Raw genomic sequence first — 18266 nt, forward strand, 5'->3', positions numbered from 1 at the left:
GTTTCACGGGATTCTTATCTAGTAAATACCGAAATGTATGTAATGCTGTGTCTTATCATCAGTGATAGTTATGTATAAATGACAAAAATGTCCTTGGAGATCAATACATAGTCGTTTGAATTTATAACTAGTTTTTCTATTTGCTAACACGCAAATCTTGCAAAATACCTTGTAAAGCGGGCTACGGCGGAAGTTTCATATCCAGCTTTCATTGCTTGGAAAAAGAAACCGTTTGCGATTTTCTATACGTAGATCGATTTATCATTAACATTTCTTTGACATCTTTGTGCTTCGTTGGTTAACTGGTCTGACTAGTCTGGTAAGGAGACCAAGATGTTATCTGCTGTTCGACGTGCAAATCTTTACTTAAACCTTTTTGGCTTTTCCAAAGTCCCGCTCATTTGGTTATGTCGCCCAAAGATCTTGGCGATTGACGACCAACATGTAGAAGTCAAAATCCCACTGAGACGTAGAACGAAGAACCATCTTAATAGTATGTATTTTGGTGCGCTTGCTGTTGGTGCGGATGTCGCGGGTGGCTTTCTTGCCATGAGTAAGGCTCAAGAGCAGGGAGAACGCATTTCTTTGGCTTTTAAAGGCGTGTCGGCTGAGTTTTTAAAACGTCCGGAAGGGGATGTACACTTTGTTTGTCATGACGGCCCACTGATTGATGAAATGCTGCGAATGACACTAGAAACAGGCGAGCGTATTAATCGAGATGTTAAGATTACGGCGTTGTGTCCAAGCGTGAATGGTGAAGAACCAATGGCAGAATTTTCTCTAACGCTTTCGATAAAAAAAGCAGCTCAAAAACAAGCTGCTTAATGTCGTTTCCCATTTGATGGGTTTATACCAAGTCGATTTTCTCAATCGAAACAATTTTAGAGCGGTTTAATACCACCTTCCAGCGATAGTAAACGGGCTCATCGGTGTGGTTGTCTTCTTTGACAATCACATTGAGCAAGTGGCGTTTCTCAACGGACTCTTTACTCACTTGTCCTTCATTTAAGCGATAAACACGGTTGGAGCTCTTGTCCATTAAGCGAATAATCGGGCGTAGACTCATATTCAATGTCTCACGAGTTTGCTCGTAACCACTTAAGAACAAAGACGTCGCCATTTCGGTTTTAGCATGGTAGTGAAGAATTTGCTCTTCACGCTGAACGACTCGTTTCTTACGAATGTTTTGAATGCGGTCAGGTAAGCTTGAAAGCGAACGGTAATCTAGCCATTCCAACTTACGGCCAACGACTTTCTTCGTCGTTGGATCCATGTATTTCTTACGCCACTTTGGCTTACCTTTACGAATCCAACGCCACATTGCGTCACGCAAGTCATCTTTAAAGATTTCACGTAGGGCATAAATAAAAGACATCGCGATAATGAAAGACGCAGAAATCTCGCCTAAGTAGTCTCGCGCAAGAATCACGGTACTCGTCACCACGACCATCACTAAACCTGTCGCGATGCCTTTGATTGCACGCTTAATGTTGTTACCCATCGACATGGTTTTTTCACGTAGGACGATAGGGTGCTCAATCAAGCGCCTTAATAAACGCATCTTGTTTGACAGACGCGTCACGTCATCCACAACGCTTGTCGAGTTGTAGTTATTTAGCTTACGGTGCGCTTGCTCTTTCTCGCATAACGTAATCAAGCGATCTTTAATTGTGCTGTAATCGCCTTCGCGAGGAAGGTGAGCCACGAGAGATAGGAATCTCTGCTCGGTGTACCAAGACAGATAGTTATCGATGTTGACGTAGTAACGCTTGAGGTTCTCTTCATAGGGGATCGAACGACGCAAACGTTTTAGGATATCAAGTGTCAGCTCAATCACCTCATCGACTTCTTCAGCCGTGACACTGTCATTCTCGTGTTTATTTAGCGCCGCGACGGCTTTATCAAGTGCTATAACGTATTGATAAGCAAATAAACTCAAACTTACACGATATTGGCGATTGGACAGGCGACCACGTTTGGCGAGACGGCTGTGTACCAAAGGCAGCAGTACTTCCGTACTGTAGTAAGAGCGTTTTTGTGTAATCGAAGTGTAGTAGTACTCAGACTCACTAATGATGTCGGAATTTAACCCCAACTCACCAGGGACAAAAATATAGATATCAAGGTCGAGCGTTTTACTCTTTGCCAATGCGTGGCTGATTTTTAAAGTTACCGAGTCTTGTTTGTCGACAGTGACCAAGGAAGGCTCCTGATTTTGCTAAAGCATCCTATACCCATAAGCGTCCGTTAATTGCATTAACTTAAGTTCGGACTAGGATAAATTGTTGAACGATCAAAGCATAACAGAGAGGTTCGCTTTTCTCTCTGATTTTCTTGTTAGTTTGGGTATAATTCCCTGTAAATTTAAAAAGAGACAAATTCAATGATTAAAATTGGTCAAATTAACAGCTTAGAAGTCATTAAAACGGCTGATTTTGGCGTATTTCTGGATGGTGAAGATTACGGTTCTGTACTGCTGCCTAACAAATATGTTCCAGAAGGCACTGAGCTAGGTGCTCATCTTGACGTATTTCTTTACTTCGATTCAGAAAGCCAGCTAGCTGCGACCATTGATAAGCCTATCGCTCAAGTCGGCGAATGGGGTCTAATGAAAATCGAAGGCATCAACAAAACGGGTGCGTTCGTAAACTGGGGTATTAAAGAAAAAGATCTTTTGATCCCCTTTAGTGAGCAACGTGCACGCTTTACTGCTGGCCAAAATATTCTGGTTTACGTATACACAGATAAAGCCTCTGGCCGTATCGTAGGTACAACGAAGTTCAACAAATGGCTTGATAAAACGCCAGCTAACTACGAAGTGAACGAACAAGTTGATCTAATTATCGCTGAGCGCAGCCAACTTGGTTACAAGGCTATCGTGAACGGTGAACATTGGGGCATGATCTTCCCATCAGACGTATTCGGTAAATTGTTTATCGGTAAGAAACTGAAAGGTTACATCAAGCAAGTTCGTGAAGACGGTAAGATTGACTTAGCGCTACAAAAAGTTGGCGTTGCGAAGATGGATGATCTCTCGAGTAAAGTGATTGAACTCCTAGAGAAGAAGGGCGGTTTCTTGCCTCTTAACGATAAATCTTCACCAGAAGCGATCTTTGAAACGTTCCGCACAAGTAAAGGTACTTACAAAAAGACCATCGGCGGTCTATACAAAGCGGGTAAGATCGTTATCGAGAAAGACGGCATTCGTCTGGCTTAATCTCTTATTAAAGCTTAAAGGCGTCTTGGCTGGTGGTTCGAGGTTAAGTGAATGACATTTTGACTTTACCTTTTAGAAAGTGTCAGTCAAAAAAATGGCCCAAACTCGTCCTTATTTTGGGCCTAGGGGAAACGGCTCTTTTAAGAGCCTGCGCTAAACTTTGTGACCAACACATATTGCTGGCTAAACATAGAGAGAAATGCCGTTTCAAAGCGATGCTTTGATACATTCAGTTTAGTACAGGGCACTCGGATCGCTAGTGAACCCAGTTCCAATCATACTTTAGAACCAAAAAGCCATCGTAAATACGATGGCTTTTCATTTATTTATAGCGTGTCACTTTGCTACTAAAATAAGTTCTTATCACGCACAAGTTCACGTGGCAGACCGTTTTTAATGCGGTTGCTTACCCATTTCCCAAGACCAATAATCGCACCTTCGTACTTAACGAATACTTCGCCTTTACCTGTCTTCATATCTGCTGGAATGTTTTGTGGGCGAACATCGCGACCCATGTACCACTCGCGTGCTTCTTCAATCGTTAACTCAATAGCATTTTTCTCATCGCCGGTAGCTAGAGCCGTTGCGACTTGATGTTGCCAGCGGTAACCGTTCTTGTGTGTTTCAGCAATTTTGATTCCCATACGAGAGAAACGCAGTTCACCAATCATTGGCTCTAGCGCGTCAGGGAAAAGCCAAACATCTTTCTCGCGAATCCAAACTGTGCTGTCTTTAGGCACTTTGATATCCATCGTATTTTGTAGCTGTTTAGCGATCTCTGCTGACTCTTTGTTTGATGCTTTCGCGAATGGGAATTTACCCATGCGCTTTTTCACTTTTGGCGCTTCGACTGCTGTAAGTTTACGAATGCGAGCGACGAAGAAGCCCTCACAGTCATAAACTTGAGGGAAGATATGTAAGAAGCCTTCTTCAGTTAGTGCCGCTTCTGCATTTTCAAACAGATCTTTTAAGCTTTCGAATTCAACCGCGTCACCAAATGTCTCTTTAAGGTGATGGCAAACCTGTTGGTTCTCTTCGGTACTCAACGTACAGGTTGAATAAACCATAACGCCGCCAGGTTTTAGAGCATGGAACGCACTTTCAATCAGATCTTTCTGCGTATCTGCAATCTCGACAACCGACGATTGCGTCCAGTTCTTCATTGCATCTTCGTCTTTACGAACGGTGCCTTCCCCTGAACATGGCGCATCGAGTAAAACAGCATCAAACTGTTCCGGTAACCAACCGCCAAATACGCGACCATCGAAGTTGCTTAATGCTGCATTACGTACACCACATCGTTCAATGTTAGCGTGTAGCACTTTTACACGACTTGCTGCGTATTCGTTCGCCACCAACACGCCTTCATTATTCATAAGCGCAGCGATTTGAGTCGTTTTTGAACCGGGCGCAGCTGCGGTATCAAGAACGGCATCGTACGACTCGTCATTCATAAACAAAGCCGATACTGGCATCATTGAGCTGGCTTCTTGAATGTAGAATAGCCCTGACATGTGTTCAGCAGTATTACCAAGTGGCACAACCGACTCATCCGCTTCAATCCAAAAACCCGTATTACACCAAGGTACTGGTGAAAGCTTCCAACCTTTTGCTTCAGCACGTTCGAGAAACGCCTCTACGCTAATCTTAAGCGTATTAACACGAATACTTTTGCGCAGCGGCTTTTGGCATGACGCGATAAAGTCTTCCATGTTGAGGTGAGCAGGGAGGATAGTTTGGATTTTTTCCAGAAAAGCTTCTGGGATGTAAACATTAGGATGCAAAGTGAAATCTCGATTGCAGAATTTGCTGCAAATAATATACGAAAGCGGGTCAGAAACGAATAGCCACATAAGAGTGAGTAATAAAAAAGAGCAGCGTTTGCTGCTCTTTACGTCGTTAGTGTTGTCTTAACGCGCTATGGTTTGGGAATTGCAGTGCGCCATTGAGTCCAACCTTCTTCAGCTTGAGGGTACAAGTAGAAAGATTGGCCTTTTTTCGCCGCTGGTGGAATTTGCGATTGTTCTGGTGTCGAGAAAGCAATGCCGCCACGGACTAAGCTGTCAAATGTGCCTGCTTTGATGTTCGCACCACCTAGGCCAATAGAAACATCGACACCTGAGACGTTCCAGAACACACTGTTTTGACGAACAAGGTAAGCATACTCAGGTTTAATCTCGATCCTCGTAACGACGCGATCAGCAAATTCACCCAAGTTGACTTTAGTTACGCTGCCTACTTCCATTTGTCGGTATAAGATAGGGGTACCAACTTGGACGGAGCCACGCTGTTCACTTTGTAATGTGAAGGATACGCCTGGTTCCGCTTGCTCGTTCTTAGCTAAATCAAACTTAAATTTCGCGGAACCTTTACCTGGCTGTACGCTGATGGATTTCGATACCAGCGCTCCCAAATTCTTAACTCCGCCTAGGCCAATCTCAGGCTCTGTTAGCCAAAAGTGTGACCCGGTAACGGCGATGCTATTGACATATTCAGGAAGAATGCGGGCGGTGACTTCAACCATTTCACGCTGAAAGTTCGGCACCACCATTGTGACTTCACCGACTTTAACGCCTTGATATTTAATCGGCATACCTTTGGTCACTTCTTGACTACCATCGGTTTCCAGCGCTATTACACGGCCAAACTTACGAGCTTGATTTTGGTCGTTGTAAAGCTTCCAACGTTGGCCAACTTTATTTTCGATGCCAGGGATAGAATCGAAAGCAATACCGCCCTTAATTAATGTCTTGAGAGGATGCGCTTTAACACTGATGCCAGATAAAGATGCATCTATTTCTACGCCAGAGCGGTTCCAAAATACCGTTTGTGCGGTTAGCAGATGAGCATAACGATTTTCAATGGTTGCTTTGACAACAACACCGCCGTCTACCAAGTTGAAGTCAGAGATGCTGCCAACTGGCAAGTTACGATAGAGCAGTGGGCTACCTTTGGAAATAGGAGGAAGCTCAGTGGCGAACAGGCTCAATGTCTTCGAACCAGTTTGGTTGTATTGGGCCAATTCTGCCAACGAAGCGCTTTGGAATAGTTGGTACTCTTTCTGGATACTCTCTTGCCCTTCGCTAACAAAGCTAATTGACCCAGTAAGAAGCTGCTTCGCAGGAGGAACCGTAACACTCAAACCTGATTCTGTTAGTTCTGCAGAAGCGCTGCCAGTAACATAAAAACGGTTATTCGATTTGATCAGGTGTTTGTATTCGTTATCAATCAAAACATCCATAAACACTTCATGTTTTGCTGCCTGCGCTTTTGCTTCATCAAGCAGGCCGACTTTAATGATTGAACCTACCACGATGCCTTTATAAAGCACGTTTGCACCACTATCTAAACCGAAGGAGTTATCAGACACAAGACGAATTGCAATCGACTTCTGTTGTTGCTGGTCAAAGACGTTCTGACGAATAGCAGTGAATCGACGAGCGCGTTCACCTTTACCCGGAACAATGGTCAAGAAATTACCGCGAACAAGGTTTGCGATATTTTCGACGCCAGATAGAGAAACTTTTGCCTCTTCAAGAACAAAACGCGTTCCTGAAGTCAGCATATCGCTAAAGGCTGGTTGAATAGCAGCGGATGCCAAAATGACTTCACGACCTTCAGAAAGATTTAAGTCTGTGATTTGTCCGACTTCGATGCCGCGGTACATAATAGGTGCGCCTTCGCCGCTGATTTTGTTGTCATCAGGAAGCGCGATTTTGATCGGGATCCCTCGACCAGCGGTTTTAAGGTCTTTATAAAGGCGGAACTCCGTATTCTCTTTCACTGGCTCGCCATCGTCAGGCGAGTCTACCGCGATAGCACCACCAAGTAGGGCACTCATGCTTTCAAGACGAACATCAACACCGTCAAATCCGATGTTGGCACCAATGCCACTGACATTCCAAAAACGACTGTGACTGTTGATCAGGTGCTGGTATTGCTCTTGGATGTTGGCTTGGATGGTGATGGATTTCGCATCTTCGTTGAGCTGGTAGCTGAATACCTCACCAATAGGGATCTTTTTGTAGACGATTTGCGAACCAATCGAAACGCCACCCAAGTCTCGGCTCTTCAATTTAATGTTCAGGCCTTGTGTCACACGTAGGTCGGTAGGCGCTGATTCAAGTGCGGTGAAGGTCGTTTCAAACTTTTTACCGTCGCCTGGCTGAATAGAAATGTAGTTACCAGATACAAGTGCATCAAGACCAGACACGCCAGTTAAGCTGGCTGTCGGCTTAACCAACCAAAAGCGCGTTTTGTCGTTGAGCAATTTAGCCGCCTCTGGGTAGATGTCTGCATCCACATAAATGCTGCCCAAATCTTCGGATAGGTTGATATCTCGCACCATACCCACTTCTAAACCCTGATAGCGAATGGTCGTTCGTCCTGCGACTAAACCAGCTGCATCGGAGAAATAGATTTGTACACGTTGTCCCGCGTCATGAATCGATTTCATCACGAGCCATCCGGCTAATACCATAGTTAAAATCGGTAATAGCCAAAGGGGAGATATACCTTTACTCCTCTTTACATCTGGCACGTATGACGTTTGAGAACTGTTCTGATCACTCATTAATTGACTCTTTTTCTGATTGTGTTTGGGCTTGGTCCCAAATAAGCCTTGGATCAATGCTCTCCGCCGCGAGCATTGTAAGTACGACCACGACACCGAACGCTACTGCGCCATACCCCGGTGTAAAGTCGAGAATCTGTCCACGATCGACCAATGTCATCATGATAGAAATAACAAATAAATCCATCACGGACCATTTACCGATCCACTTTACTGCAAAATAAACCATCATTCGCTGTCTTCTATACACCGAACGTTTGAACTTGATACATAGCAAGATGTAAGTAAGGCCGAGAATCTTAGCGACAGGCACCACGATACTGGCAACAAAAATGATGATCGCGATACCGTACATGCCATTTTTAACCAAACCCGCAACGCCCGAGAAAATGGTGTCCTCTAAACGTTTGCCATTGGTGAGCAAAATCGAAATCGGAATCAAGTTAGCAGGGAAGATTGCAATGGTCGCGGCGATTAAGTACGCCCACGTCTTTTGGATTGAATTCGGTTTGCGATGATACAGCTCATGGTGGCAGCGATGGCAATTTCCACCCTCAGGCTGTGATAGATGGCATTCATGACAGTGCACATCTTTGTGTTCAAAGTCATAACTGGTTTCAGGTTGCCAAGCTTCCCAATAACGACGAACGCTAATACGAGAAATTAATAAAACAGTAAAAACTTGCAGTAGCACAAGGCCAATCAACCCAGGCCCAACAAAAATATCGGAGTAATCTTGGAGTTTGAAGCAAGAGATCGCGATGCTCACAAGAAAGACATCCAGCATCACCCAATGCTTAAGATGCTGAATCAACCAAAGTGATACGCGCAAACCTTTAAACCACCGTTTGTGTAGCGACCAATGGGCCGTAACAACAGAACTGCAAACGATGAGTGGGGCGAGTGAGCTACAAAATAGGATAAGAATAGAAAGAAGAACAAAGCCTTCTTGAAAAAGCGTGATCATTCCTGAAGGCAATGTTGCTGGAATCATCACACCAAACAGACGAATACTGATGAAATTAAAAAAGTGCGAAGGAATAAAAAGCAGAATACAGGTTACTGCAATAGCAAGATTACCTGACAGGCTAGGGCTGCCGCCCCGGTATAGTTGAGTGCCACAACGTGGGCAGTATGCATTTTTACCGTTAGGCAAATCGACGATATCGACAGGCAGTTCGCAACCTTGGCATAAGCGGACGCTGCTCGGTTGCATGGCGTGTTTAGACAGAGAGGTCACAACGACCTCTCTACAAAGAATGGGTTAAGCGTGGGACTGAATGCCCCCGTACAAGGTTTGATATAAGCCTTCTTGCTCAACGAGCTCACCATGTGTTCCTGTTTGCGTCACTCTTCCGTCTTCAAGCACATAAATCAAATCCGCTTGCTTCACCGCAGATAAACGGTGGGCGACGATAAGCGTGGTTCTTCCACGTAAGAATTCAGTTAACGCCTTGTGCAATGCCGCTTCGGTTGCGGTATCTAATGCCGACGTTGCCTCATCGAGGATAACAAATTGTGGGGTGCTCAGCACCATACGAGCAATAGCTAAGCGCTGACGCTGACCGCCGGATAGGCGAATACCATTGCGACCAATTTGAGTATCCAAACCATGGTTAAGTTGAGAAATGACATCTTGCAGCTGTGCAACTTCGAGTGCTCGCCACAGTGACATTTCATCAAAGTCACCACCAAGGGTGAGATTATGCCTCAAGGTGTCATTAAATAGTATAGGTTGTTGTAAAACAACGGCAATCTTGTCGCGTATCACTTCAAAACTGATGTCTTCCGTCAGTTCATCATTAAAACGGATAGAACCTGCATTCTGACGGTAAACCCCGATCAAGAGCTGGATAAGCGTCGATTTACCGCCGCCACTTGCACCCACAAGCGCCACTTTCTTGCCCGCAGGGATGTGTAGAGAAAGATCGTCCAGAACTTTGTTTTCATTGTTGTATGAAAAATCAACATGTTCAATTTTTACATCAACTTCTCGATTTTCTTTGAAAGGATTTACTTTCGAGACAGGTCTATGTTCTTCCTCTAACTCGAGTAGGTCATTGATGCGTTTAAGCGCCGCTTTTGCGCTGTACCAAGAGAACTGGATGCCCAAAAGCTCTTGAACAGGAGACAACATAAACCAAAGGTAACCAAACACCGCAAAGATTTGACCAATGGTGAGATCGCTGAACATCACCATTAACATTGCGACAGCGCGAAACAATTCGAAGCCGATTAAGAAAAGGAGAAAAGAAACACGTCCAGCGGCTTCTGATTGCCATGCGTATTTGTCAGCATCGATACGAACTTGATCCGCGCTGCCTTTCAGTTGTTGAAGGAATTCTCTTTCTTTATTAGCTGCACGCAGTTGATAGATGCCGTCAAGCGTTTCGACTAGGCGGTTTTGGAAAATCTCGAACGAGTGGTTTTCTTTACGTTTGAGGTGCTTAACCATACCTCCCAGCTTTCGCGAGAAGTAGATGACAATAGGATTAACCAAGAGGATAAAAAGGCCGAGCCTCCAATCGAGCCAAAGTAGCACGATTGCCGTACCAATAACGGTTAGAAAGCTGATAACGAATTTTGCTAATGTAGAACCAATAAATTTATCAATGGTCTCGATGTCAGTGATAAGGTGTGCATTAATGCCACCGCTGCCTTTGGTTTCGTATTGGCGAATGCTAATACGTCCAAGCTTGTCGATCATCTTACTGCGCATTTCAAAGGTGATGGTCTTTGAAACGAGGGTGAATTGACGACTTTGAAGAATATTCAGGCCTTGGCTAGCGGCTCTCATCAGTACAACCAAGAACAGAGTAAAAAAGATATAACCCGTAGGTGTATGCCACGCTTCTGGTAAAACCGAGTTCATCGCCGCAAGGCCGGATGCCGGTTTGTCCAATAAGACTTCATCTACCATAAGAGGCATAAGAAGAGGGATTGGAACACTAATCAAGGTCGCAAGTACGGCTATCAAGTTCGCTAGAATCAGCTTGGACTTGTGCTTTTTCACTTGTGTTATCAACCAAGAACGGCTAATAGTGTCGTTTTTCGGATTCATTGTAATTGAGAATAAGTCCTATTAAAAAGTAGGGCTGCATTGTAACGCCATACCATAAGAATGGAAGCCTAAATAAAAAGTAGGAAGTTAATATGAACATAGAACAATACCAAAGACTTACCAAGCAAGCAGTTGCGCTTATCGAATCAGAAAAAGACTACATCGCAAACCTTGCTAACATCAGCGCTCTTCTATTTATGGAACTAGAAAACCTAAACTGGGCCGGTTTTTACCTAACAAAAGGGGATGAATTGGTGCTTGGTCCTTTCCAAGGTAAGCCTGCTTGCGTTCGAATCCCAATGGGAAGAGGTGTCTGTGGCATTGCTGCACAAACTAACAGCGTACAAAGAGTATACGACGTGCACGAGTTTGAAGGTCATATTGCTTGTGATGCAGCAAGTAACTCAGAAATTGTTATTCCTTTTACTATCAATGGGGAAGTGGCTGGAGTATTGGATATCGACAGTCCAAATATCGGTCGATTCAATGAAATTGATGAAGAAGGTCTCACTTATTTTATGGCTGAAGTAGAAAAGCTGCTTAATTCGCACGCTAACGACGCATAAATTCGCCTTCGAGTGTGGTTTTTCCTTGGCATGTCACTATAATACGAGAATATTTTTTCTTAATGCTTCGCGGAAATCCGCTCAAACCAGGAACCCTCATGACTGAAAAGTTAAAAAACAGCAAAGAAGTTATCGCATACATTGCTGAATGTTTCCCTAAGTGCTTTACTTTAGAAGGTGAAGCAAAGCCTCTGAAAATTGGTATTTTTCAAGATCTTGCGGAACGTCTAAATGAAGACGAAAAAGTAAGCAAAACTCAGCTTCGTGCAGCGTTAAGACAGTACACTTCATCATGGCGTTACCTACACGGTGTAAAACCAGGTGCAGTACGTGTTGACCTAGATGGCAACCCATGTGGTGAGCTAGAAGAAGAACACGTAGAACACGCTAAAGCGACACTTGCTGAAAGCAAAGCGAAGGTTCAAGCTCGTCGTAAAGAGCAAGCTCAAAAAGCTCGCGAAGAGGGTAAGGCGAAAGCAAAACCTGCGGCTAAGAAGCCACAACAGCCTCGTCGTGCTAACAAACCAAAAGTACAAAAAGAAAGTAAGCCTGTAGAAACACGCGCACTAAACGCTGACGAAATCACAATCGGCAACGCAGTTAACGTGAACATGGGCAAAGGAAACATGGCAGCGACCATTGTTGAAGTCAATAAGGATGATGTACGTGTTCAACTTGCTAACGGCCTACAAATGGTTGTGAAAGCGGAGCACTTGCGCGCATAAGGGAGATACTCCTACGCATGAATTGCCGTTCAAAAGTGACACTGATTGCTGCTAGCTTCTGGCTAGCAGCATCAGCTCAGGCTCTAGAAGCCAAACTAAACAAAGATGATTTGCCGGTTCTTGCTCCTGAAGTTCAGCATGAAACAGCCAGCAAACGAGTAACTTCTCGATTTACCCGCTCTCATTATAAGCACTTCAATCTGAATGATGATTTCTCCAAAGCGATCTTTGAACGCTATGTAGAAATGCTTGATTACAATAGAAATATTTTTACTCAAGCCGATATCGATTCTTTCAAAGATTGGTCAATTAGCCTTGATGATCAGCTTAAAGCTGGCAACAACAAGATTGCATTTGATGTTTATAACCTTTCGATGCAGAAGCGTTTTGACCGTTTTGCCTACGCACTGACTCTACTCGATAAAGAAATCAAGTTTGATACTGACGAATCTATCGAACTGGATCGTTCTGAAGCCGCATGGCCTAAAAATGAAGCAGAGTTAAACGAATTATGGCGTAAACGCGTTAAGTACGATGCTCTTAACCTTAAAATGACTGGCAAAGAGTGGCCAGAAATTAAAGAGGTTTTAGAGAAGCGTTACAACAACGCGATGAAACGTATCACGCAAACTCGCAACGAAGACGCTTTCCAACTTTACATGAATGCTTTCGCTCGTGAAGTTGATCCGCACACTAGCTACTTATCTCCTCGAAATGCCGAACAATTCCAATCAGAGATGAACCTTTCTCTTGAAGGTATTGGCGCCGTGCTTCAAATGACTGATGACTACACAGTGATCCGTTCTTTGGTCGCGGGTGGCCCTGCATCTAAGAGCAAGCAGCTAGGAGAGGGTGACCGCATTATTGGTGTTGGCCAAGATGGCGAAGAAGTTGTTGATGTAATCGGTTGGCGTCTTGATGATGTGGTTCAGCTAATTAAAGGCCCTAAGGGAACGAAAGTGAACCTGCAAGTCTTGCCTGAAGGCAAAGATGCGAAGAGTTACGTTGTCACAATTGTCCGTGACAAAGTTCGCTTAGAAGACCGCGCGGTTAAATCTGAAATTATCGAAAAAGACGGTAAGAAGATTGGTGTACTTGAAGTGCCGAGCTTCTATGTCGGTCTTTCGAAAGATACAGATAAACTGCTGTCTGAACTGAAAACCAAGAACGTTGATGGTGTCATCGTTGATCTACGTAACAACGGTGGTGGTGCACTAACAGAGGCAACGGCGCTAACGGGTCTCTTCATTAAAGAAGGTCCGGTTGTTCAAGTTCGTGATAGTTACGGCCGTATCAAAGTGAATGCGGATACTGATGGTCAAGTAAGCTACGATGGCCCACTGACGGTATTAATCAATCGCTACAGTGCTTCAGCGTCTGAGATTTTTGCGGCGGCAATGCAGGATTACAACCGTGCGATTATCCTTGGTGAAAACTCTTTCGGTAAGGGTACCGTTCAGCAGCACCGTTCATTGAACCATATCTACGATCTTTTTGATAAAGAGCTTGGCTATGTTCAATACACGATTCAAAAGTTCTACCGCATTGATGGTGGTAGTACGCAAAATCGTGGTGTAGCACCAGACATCGCTTACCCGACTCCGGTTGAACCGAGCGAAACGGGCGAGAGTGTTGAAGACAACGCACTGCCTTGGGATAGCATTGATAAAGCAAAATATCAGACGTTCCCAAGCAATGACGTACTTGTTACTAAGCTAACCGAACTTCATAACAAACGTATCGCTGATGAAATGGAATTCCGCTTCATCAATGAAGATATCGAGAAGTACCGTAAAGAGAAAGACGATAACTTGTTGTCTCTTAACGAGAAAGTTCGCGAAGATGAATCAGATAAAGCGGAAGCTCTACGTCTAGAACGCATTAATGAACGTCAATCTTCAATGGATAAAGAACCATTCAAGACACTAGACGATGTACCGAAAGACTACGAAGCGCCGGATGTTTATCTGGATGAATCAGTAGCTGTTATGGTTGATATGCTGAAGAACTAAAAATTCAGTCAGAACGACTAACAATTCTGTGAATCATGAGCGAGTCATAATGACTCGCTCTTTTTTTATGTGTTTAAAACGTGTGTTGAATAGTGAACTCGGTCGTTCATACGCTTAATTTGCACCAACAATTTACGTGATGTAGATCAAATATTTCGCGAAAACGAGATCTAGAGCCTAAGCTAAAAGAAAACGATAAGGATACCGTTATGAAATGGTTCATTATTTTGCTTAGCGTTTGCTGCTTCAGCGTTTCTAGTGCGGAAACTAACAAGGAAGACGAACTTAGCCACTTTGACACCCCGTTTTTGATCGGGGATTGGTACCTCATGAATCCCAATCCCGACGATTCTTCTGAGAATTTTCGAGCGATTAAGCTGACTTTGGGCTCAGACTACACGTTCTCTATCGATATCCAGAAAAAGGACTACTCAATTGACCATTGGGAAGGGTTGTACAATGCAAATGAAGACACGATTGTCCTAGGGTTAAACACGGACGAGCCGCAAATTTATGCATATCGCAACAACCATAACACTCTCGACCTTAACGGCGTGACCTTTACCAAAGGACTTTCGGATGCGCTTGCTGGTATTTGGTCCAGTTCTCAGGTTGGCGGCGATGGCATGCTTGCTAACAACATCAATCAGATGGACTTAATCCTCCAGCCAGACTTTGTGTTCATGTTCAGAGTATCGAATGAAAAAGGTGAGGAGTCGGTTAAGCAAGGTGTTTTCTATACCGAAGGCGAGCATTTGGTTCTTTTGTATGAGAATGGTGAACACGGAACACGCTATACATTAAACCAAAATGAACTCACTATTGAAGATTCTAATGGTGATATGTACGCGGTACTCAATCGAGTGACGCCATAAATGATTCATCACCATTATTTCACGCAGGTTTATTAATAGTGAAATATTCTGATGTTGATTAAATGTTAAACAGAAAGCGGAGCTAAGCCACTAAAAGCTCCGTTTTTTTATAGAAAGACTTGTATTCTGATACCACAACCCCTACAAATAGCTTATATCGTGATACCAGTAAGAGGTGTTTGAGCCTCTAGTCCTGGTATTTTTGTGGTTCTATATACAAGGATTTATGGACATGTCTCAAGCTCCCCAAGCGAAATATCGCAAAGATTATAAGGCGCCATCTCATCACATTACTGATATTGATTTGACGTTTGATCTTTATGACAACGACACGATCGTTACAGCAGTATCAAAAGTAGTTCAAAAGGGTGAATCAACCACATTGGAACTCGACGGTGAAGGGCTAGAGCTACGCTCCGTAAAAGTAAATGGTGAAGATTGGTCTCATCATGAAATCAAAGAAACTTCTTTAGTTCTTACGGATCTTCCTGCTGAATTTGCATTAGAAATCGTCACTAAGATTGACCCAGAAGCAAATACTGCCCTTGAAGGTTTATACAAATCAGGTGGTGCATTCTGTACACAATGTGAAGCAGAAGGCTTCCGCCGCATCACTTATTACTTAGACCGCCCAGACGTTCTTGCAAAATACACAACAAAAGTAATTGCAGACAAAGCCGTTTACCCATACCTACTAAGTAATGGTAACCGTATCGCTGAAGGCGAAGCAGAAAATGGACGTCATTGGGTGCAATGGCAAGATCCGCACCCAAAACCAGCTTACCTGTTTGCGTTGGTAGCCGGTGATTTTGATGTTCTACGCGATAAATACACGACAACATCTGGCCGTGAAGTTGACCTAGAAATCTTTGTCGACAAAGGTAACCTCGATCGTGCGGGTCATGCAATGACCTCACTTATCAACTCTATGAAGTGGGATGAAGACCGCTTTGGTCTTGAATACGACCTAGATGTTTACATGATCGTGGCTGTAGATTTCTTCAACATGGGCGCGATGGAGAACAAAGGTCTAAACATCTTCAACTCGAAGTTTGTTCTTGCGAATGAAAAAACCGCGACTGACCGTGAATACCTTGGTATTGAAGCGGTAATCGGTCACGAGTACTTCCACAACTGGACGGGTAACCGTGTGACTTGTCGTGACTGGTTCCAACTGAGTTTAAAAGAAGGCCTAACGGTATTCCGCGATCAAGAATTCTCATCAGATTTAGGTTCGCGTGCAGTAAACCGCATCGACAACGTTCGTACTATTCGTGGTCCTCAGTTCGCGGAAGACGCAAGCCCTATGTCGCATCCAATTCGTCCGGATAAAGTTATTGAGATGAATAACTTCTACACGCTAACTGTGTACGAAAAGGGCAGCGAAATTATCCGTATGTACCACACGCTACTTGGCGAAGAAGGCTTCCAAAAAGGCATGAAGCTTTACTTCGAGCGTCATGATGGCACCGCGGCAACGTGTGAAGATTTCGTTTCTGCGATGGAAGACGCAACGGGCGTTGACCTTAAGCAGTTCCGCTTATGGTACAGCCAGTCTGGTACGCCAACACTTCGTGTAAACAGTGAATACAATGCGGAAGCAAAAACTTACGCACTAACGGTTGAGCAATTTACTGAAGCAACACACGACCAAGCAGAAAAACAAGCGCTACATATTCCATTTGATATTGAGCTATACGCACAAAACGGTGACGTGATTCCCCTGGTTATCAACGGTGAATCGGTACACAACGTCCTGGACGTGAAGCAAGACAAGCAGACTTTCGTATTCGAAAACGTCGCAGAACAACCAGTGCCCTCATTGCTTCGTGAGTTCTCTGCACCAGTTAAATTGGAATACGATTACAGTGATGATGAACTGATTTTCTTGATGAAGCACGCAACGAATGATTTTGCTCGTTGGGACGCTAGCCAAATGCTATTAGCGAAATACATTCGTCAAAACGTCACTAATGTTCAAGCGGGTGGAGAGGTTAAGCTGTCTGAAGACTTGATTGATGCATTCCGCCGCGTCCTGCTTGATGCGAATCTTGAACCTGCGTTTATTGCTCAAGTGCTTTCTCTGCCTTCCATCAACGAAATCACTGGTTGGTACAAGCAGATTGATATTGATGCGGTAGATACGGTACTGAATAACATTACAGTGTCACTTTCTAAAGAACTAGAAGATGAGCTGAGTGCTACTTATCACGCATTGAACCAGGCAGAATACAGCATTGACCATGCAGCGATTGGTAAACGTGCTCTACGTAACCAGTGCTTGCAGTACTTGGCTTACACTGAAAAGGGTAACGAGCTAGCGAAAGCGCAATACGAGTCATCAAACAATATGACGGACACGATCACGGCCATGAGTGCAGCAAACAGTGCGCAGCTTGAATGTCGTGAAGCGCTAATGGCGGATTACAGCGACAAGTGGAAGCATGATGGTCTGGTTATGGACAAATGGTTTGTTCTTCAGGGCAGCAACCCAGTAGAAAACGCACTTGAGAAAGTGAAAGAAACCATGAGCCACGAAGCGTTTAGCTTGAAGAACCCGAACCGTACACGTAGCTTGATTGGTTCTTTCTTAAACGCAAACCCAGTGCAATTCCATGATAAGTCAGGTTCTGGTTACCAGTTTGCTGGTGAGATCCTTCGTCAGTTGAACGATACCAACCCACAAGTGGCATCTCGTCTGATCGATCCTCTATTGAAGTTCCGTAAATACGATGAAGGTCGCCAAGCGCTTATTCGTACTGAGCTTGAAAAGCTTAAAGCAATGGACAACCTAGCGAAAGACCTATTCGAAAAAGTGACTAAAGCACTAGACGAATAATCAACAAAAGAATAGGGTGGTCAGTACGATCACCCTAGTTTTTTGTTCTGACAACAAACCATTCTCATGAACCAGTATTACTTCTCTCTCAACATCCCATATCAAACATTTCTTTCACACTATTCTGGCATAGCAAGCTCTGTACAAGTCATTACTGACAACGGCTTAAGAGTGCAACTAGATGCATCAAAATTTCGACCTTTTCTTACGCAATTAGGCGTTAGAGGTCGTTTTAGACTCACAACTGACCAAAATAATAAGTTTCTAAAGTTAGAAACTCTGTGATGCCCGATATTCCTAGTGAGTTAAACAGGAATCTTAGTCACATAATCAAACATTTCACCTCCTACCACTGCTATTTTTTGTTAAACATTTGTAATTATGCTTTTACAATAAGC

Annotated in this window: 13 protein-coding genes; 8 read left to right on the forward strand and 5 right to left on the reverse strand. The window is 43.9% G+C overall.

All coding sequences use genetic code 11. From position 1 onward, the window contains the following. Nucleotides 1-333 precede the first annotated feature (333 nt). Nucleotides 334-825 (forward strand): DUF4442 domain-containing protein, encoded by a 492-nt coding sequence (locus GXP65_RS10695; RefSeq protein WP_005430975.1) that lies wholly within the window; start codon nucleotides 334-336, stop codon nucleotides 823-825. Between the two features lie 22 nt (nucleotides 826-847). Here GXP65_RS10695 and GXP65_RS10700 read toward each other — a convergent pair whose 3' ends face one another. Further along, on the reverse strand, nucleotides 848-2200 hold the full coding sequence (locus GXP65_RS10700) for a hypothetical protein (protein ID WP_038890275.1): 1353 nt from the start codon (nucleotides 2198-2200) through the stop codon (nucleotides 848-850). A 183-nt stretch (nucleotides 2201-2383) separates the two neighbouring features. Here GXP65_RS10700 and GXP65_RS10705 point away from each other — a divergent pair, with 183 nt between their 5' ends. Beyond that, nucleotides 2384-3217: a S1-like domain-containing RNA-binding protein gene (locus GXP65_RS10705; protein WP_005430978.1), complete on the forward strand. Its 834-nt coding sequence runs from the start codon at nucleotides 2384-2386 to the stop codon at nucleotides 3215-3217. 347 nt (nucleotides 3218-3564) lie between these two features. Here the strand turns inward: GXP65_RS10705 and rsmF are convergent, their stop codons facing one another. The 4 genes from rsmF to GXP65_RS10725 all read right to left on the reverse strand — a co-directional run bounded on the left by rsmF (nucleotide 3565) and on the right by GXP65_RS10725 (nucleotide 10851). Continuing rightward, entirely contained in the window at nucleotides 3565-5001 is a 1437-nt protein-coding gene (rsmF, locus tag GXP65_RS10710; protein WP_162092765.1) for a 16S rRNA (cytosine(1407)-C(5))-methyltransferase RsmF, read from the reverse strand. A gap of 134 nt (nucleotides 5002-5135) precedes the next feature. Further along, nucleotides 5136-7790, reverse strand: coding sequence for an MlaD family protein (locus tag GXP65_RS10715; protein WP_103410956.1), 2655 nt, complete (start codon nucleotides 7788-7790; stop codon nucleotides 5136-5138). Then, the gene (locus GXP65_RS10720; RefSeq protein WP_086028373.1) at nucleotides 7783-9030 is read right to left on the reverse strand and encodes a paraquat-inducible protein A; all 1248 of its coding nucleotides are present in this window, start codon (nucleotides 9028-9030) and stop codon (nucleotides 7783-7785) included. Before GXP65_RS10720 ends, GXP65_RS10715 begins: the two co-directional genes overlap by 8 nt. 24 nt (nucleotides 9031-9054) lie before the next feature. Beyond that, nucleotides 9055-10851: an ABC transporter ATP-binding protein gene (locus tag GXP65_RS10725; protein ID WP_162092766.1), complete on the reverse strand. Its 1797-nt coding sequence runs from the start codon at nucleotides 10849-10851 to the stop codon at nucleotides 9055-9057. Nucleotides 10852-10943: 92 nt separating this feature from the next. Here GXP65_RS10725 and GXP65_RS10730 point away from each other — a divergent pair, with 92 nt between their 5' ends. From GXP65_RS10730 to GXP65_RS10755, 6 genes are all read left to right on the forward strand, one after another. Next, nucleotides 10944-11417, forward strand: coding sequence for a GAF domain-containing protein (locus tag GXP65_RS10730; protein WP_162092767.1), 474 nt, complete (start codon nucleotides 10944-10946; stop codon nucleotides 11415-11417). A gap of 98 nt (nucleotides 11418-11515) precedes the next feature. Further along, complete coding sequence (gene proQ, locus GXP65_RS10735; RefSeq protein ID WP_005446802.1) at nucleotides 11516-12142, forward strand: RNA chaperone ProQ; 627 nt, start codon at nucleotides 11516-11518, stop codon at nucleotides 12140-12142. Nucleotides 12143-12159: 17 nt separating this feature from the next. Then, on the forward strand, nucleotides 12160-14154 hold the full coding sequence (prc, locus tag GXP65_RS10740) for a carboxy terminal-processing peptidase (protein ID WP_162092768.1): 1995 nt from the start codon (nucleotides 12160-12162) through the stop codon (nucleotides 14152-14154). A 209-nt stretch (nucleotides 14155-14363) separates the two neighbouring features. After that, nucleotides 14364-15029: a hypothetical protein gene (locus GXP65_RS10745; protein ID WP_005426672.1), complete on the forward strand. Its 666-nt coding sequence runs from the start codon at nucleotides 14364-14366 to the stop codon at nucleotides 15027-15029. 232 nt (nucleotides 15030-15261) lie between these two features. Continuing rightward, on the forward strand, nucleotides 15262-17868 hold the full coding sequence (gene pepN, locus GXP65_RS10750) for an aminopeptidase N (protein ID WP_162092769.1): 2607 nt from the start codon (nucleotides 15262-15264) through the stop codon (nucleotides 17866-17868). 66 nt (nucleotides 17869-17934) lie between these two features. Next, nucleotides 17935-18153: a DUF2835 domain-containing protein gene (locus tag GXP65_RS10755; RefSeq protein WP_005532375.1), complete on the forward strand. Its 219-nt coding sequence runs from the start codon at nucleotides 17935-17937 to the stop codon at nucleotides 18151-18153. The last annotated feature ends 113 nt before the right edge of the window (nucleotides 18154-18266 follow it).

Origin of the sequence: Vibrio sp. LB10LO1 (assembly GCF_010092875.1) — a bacterium.
GTDB lineage: Bacteria > Pseudomonadota > Gammaproteobacteria > Enterobacterales > Vibrionaceae > Vibrio > Vibrio campbellii.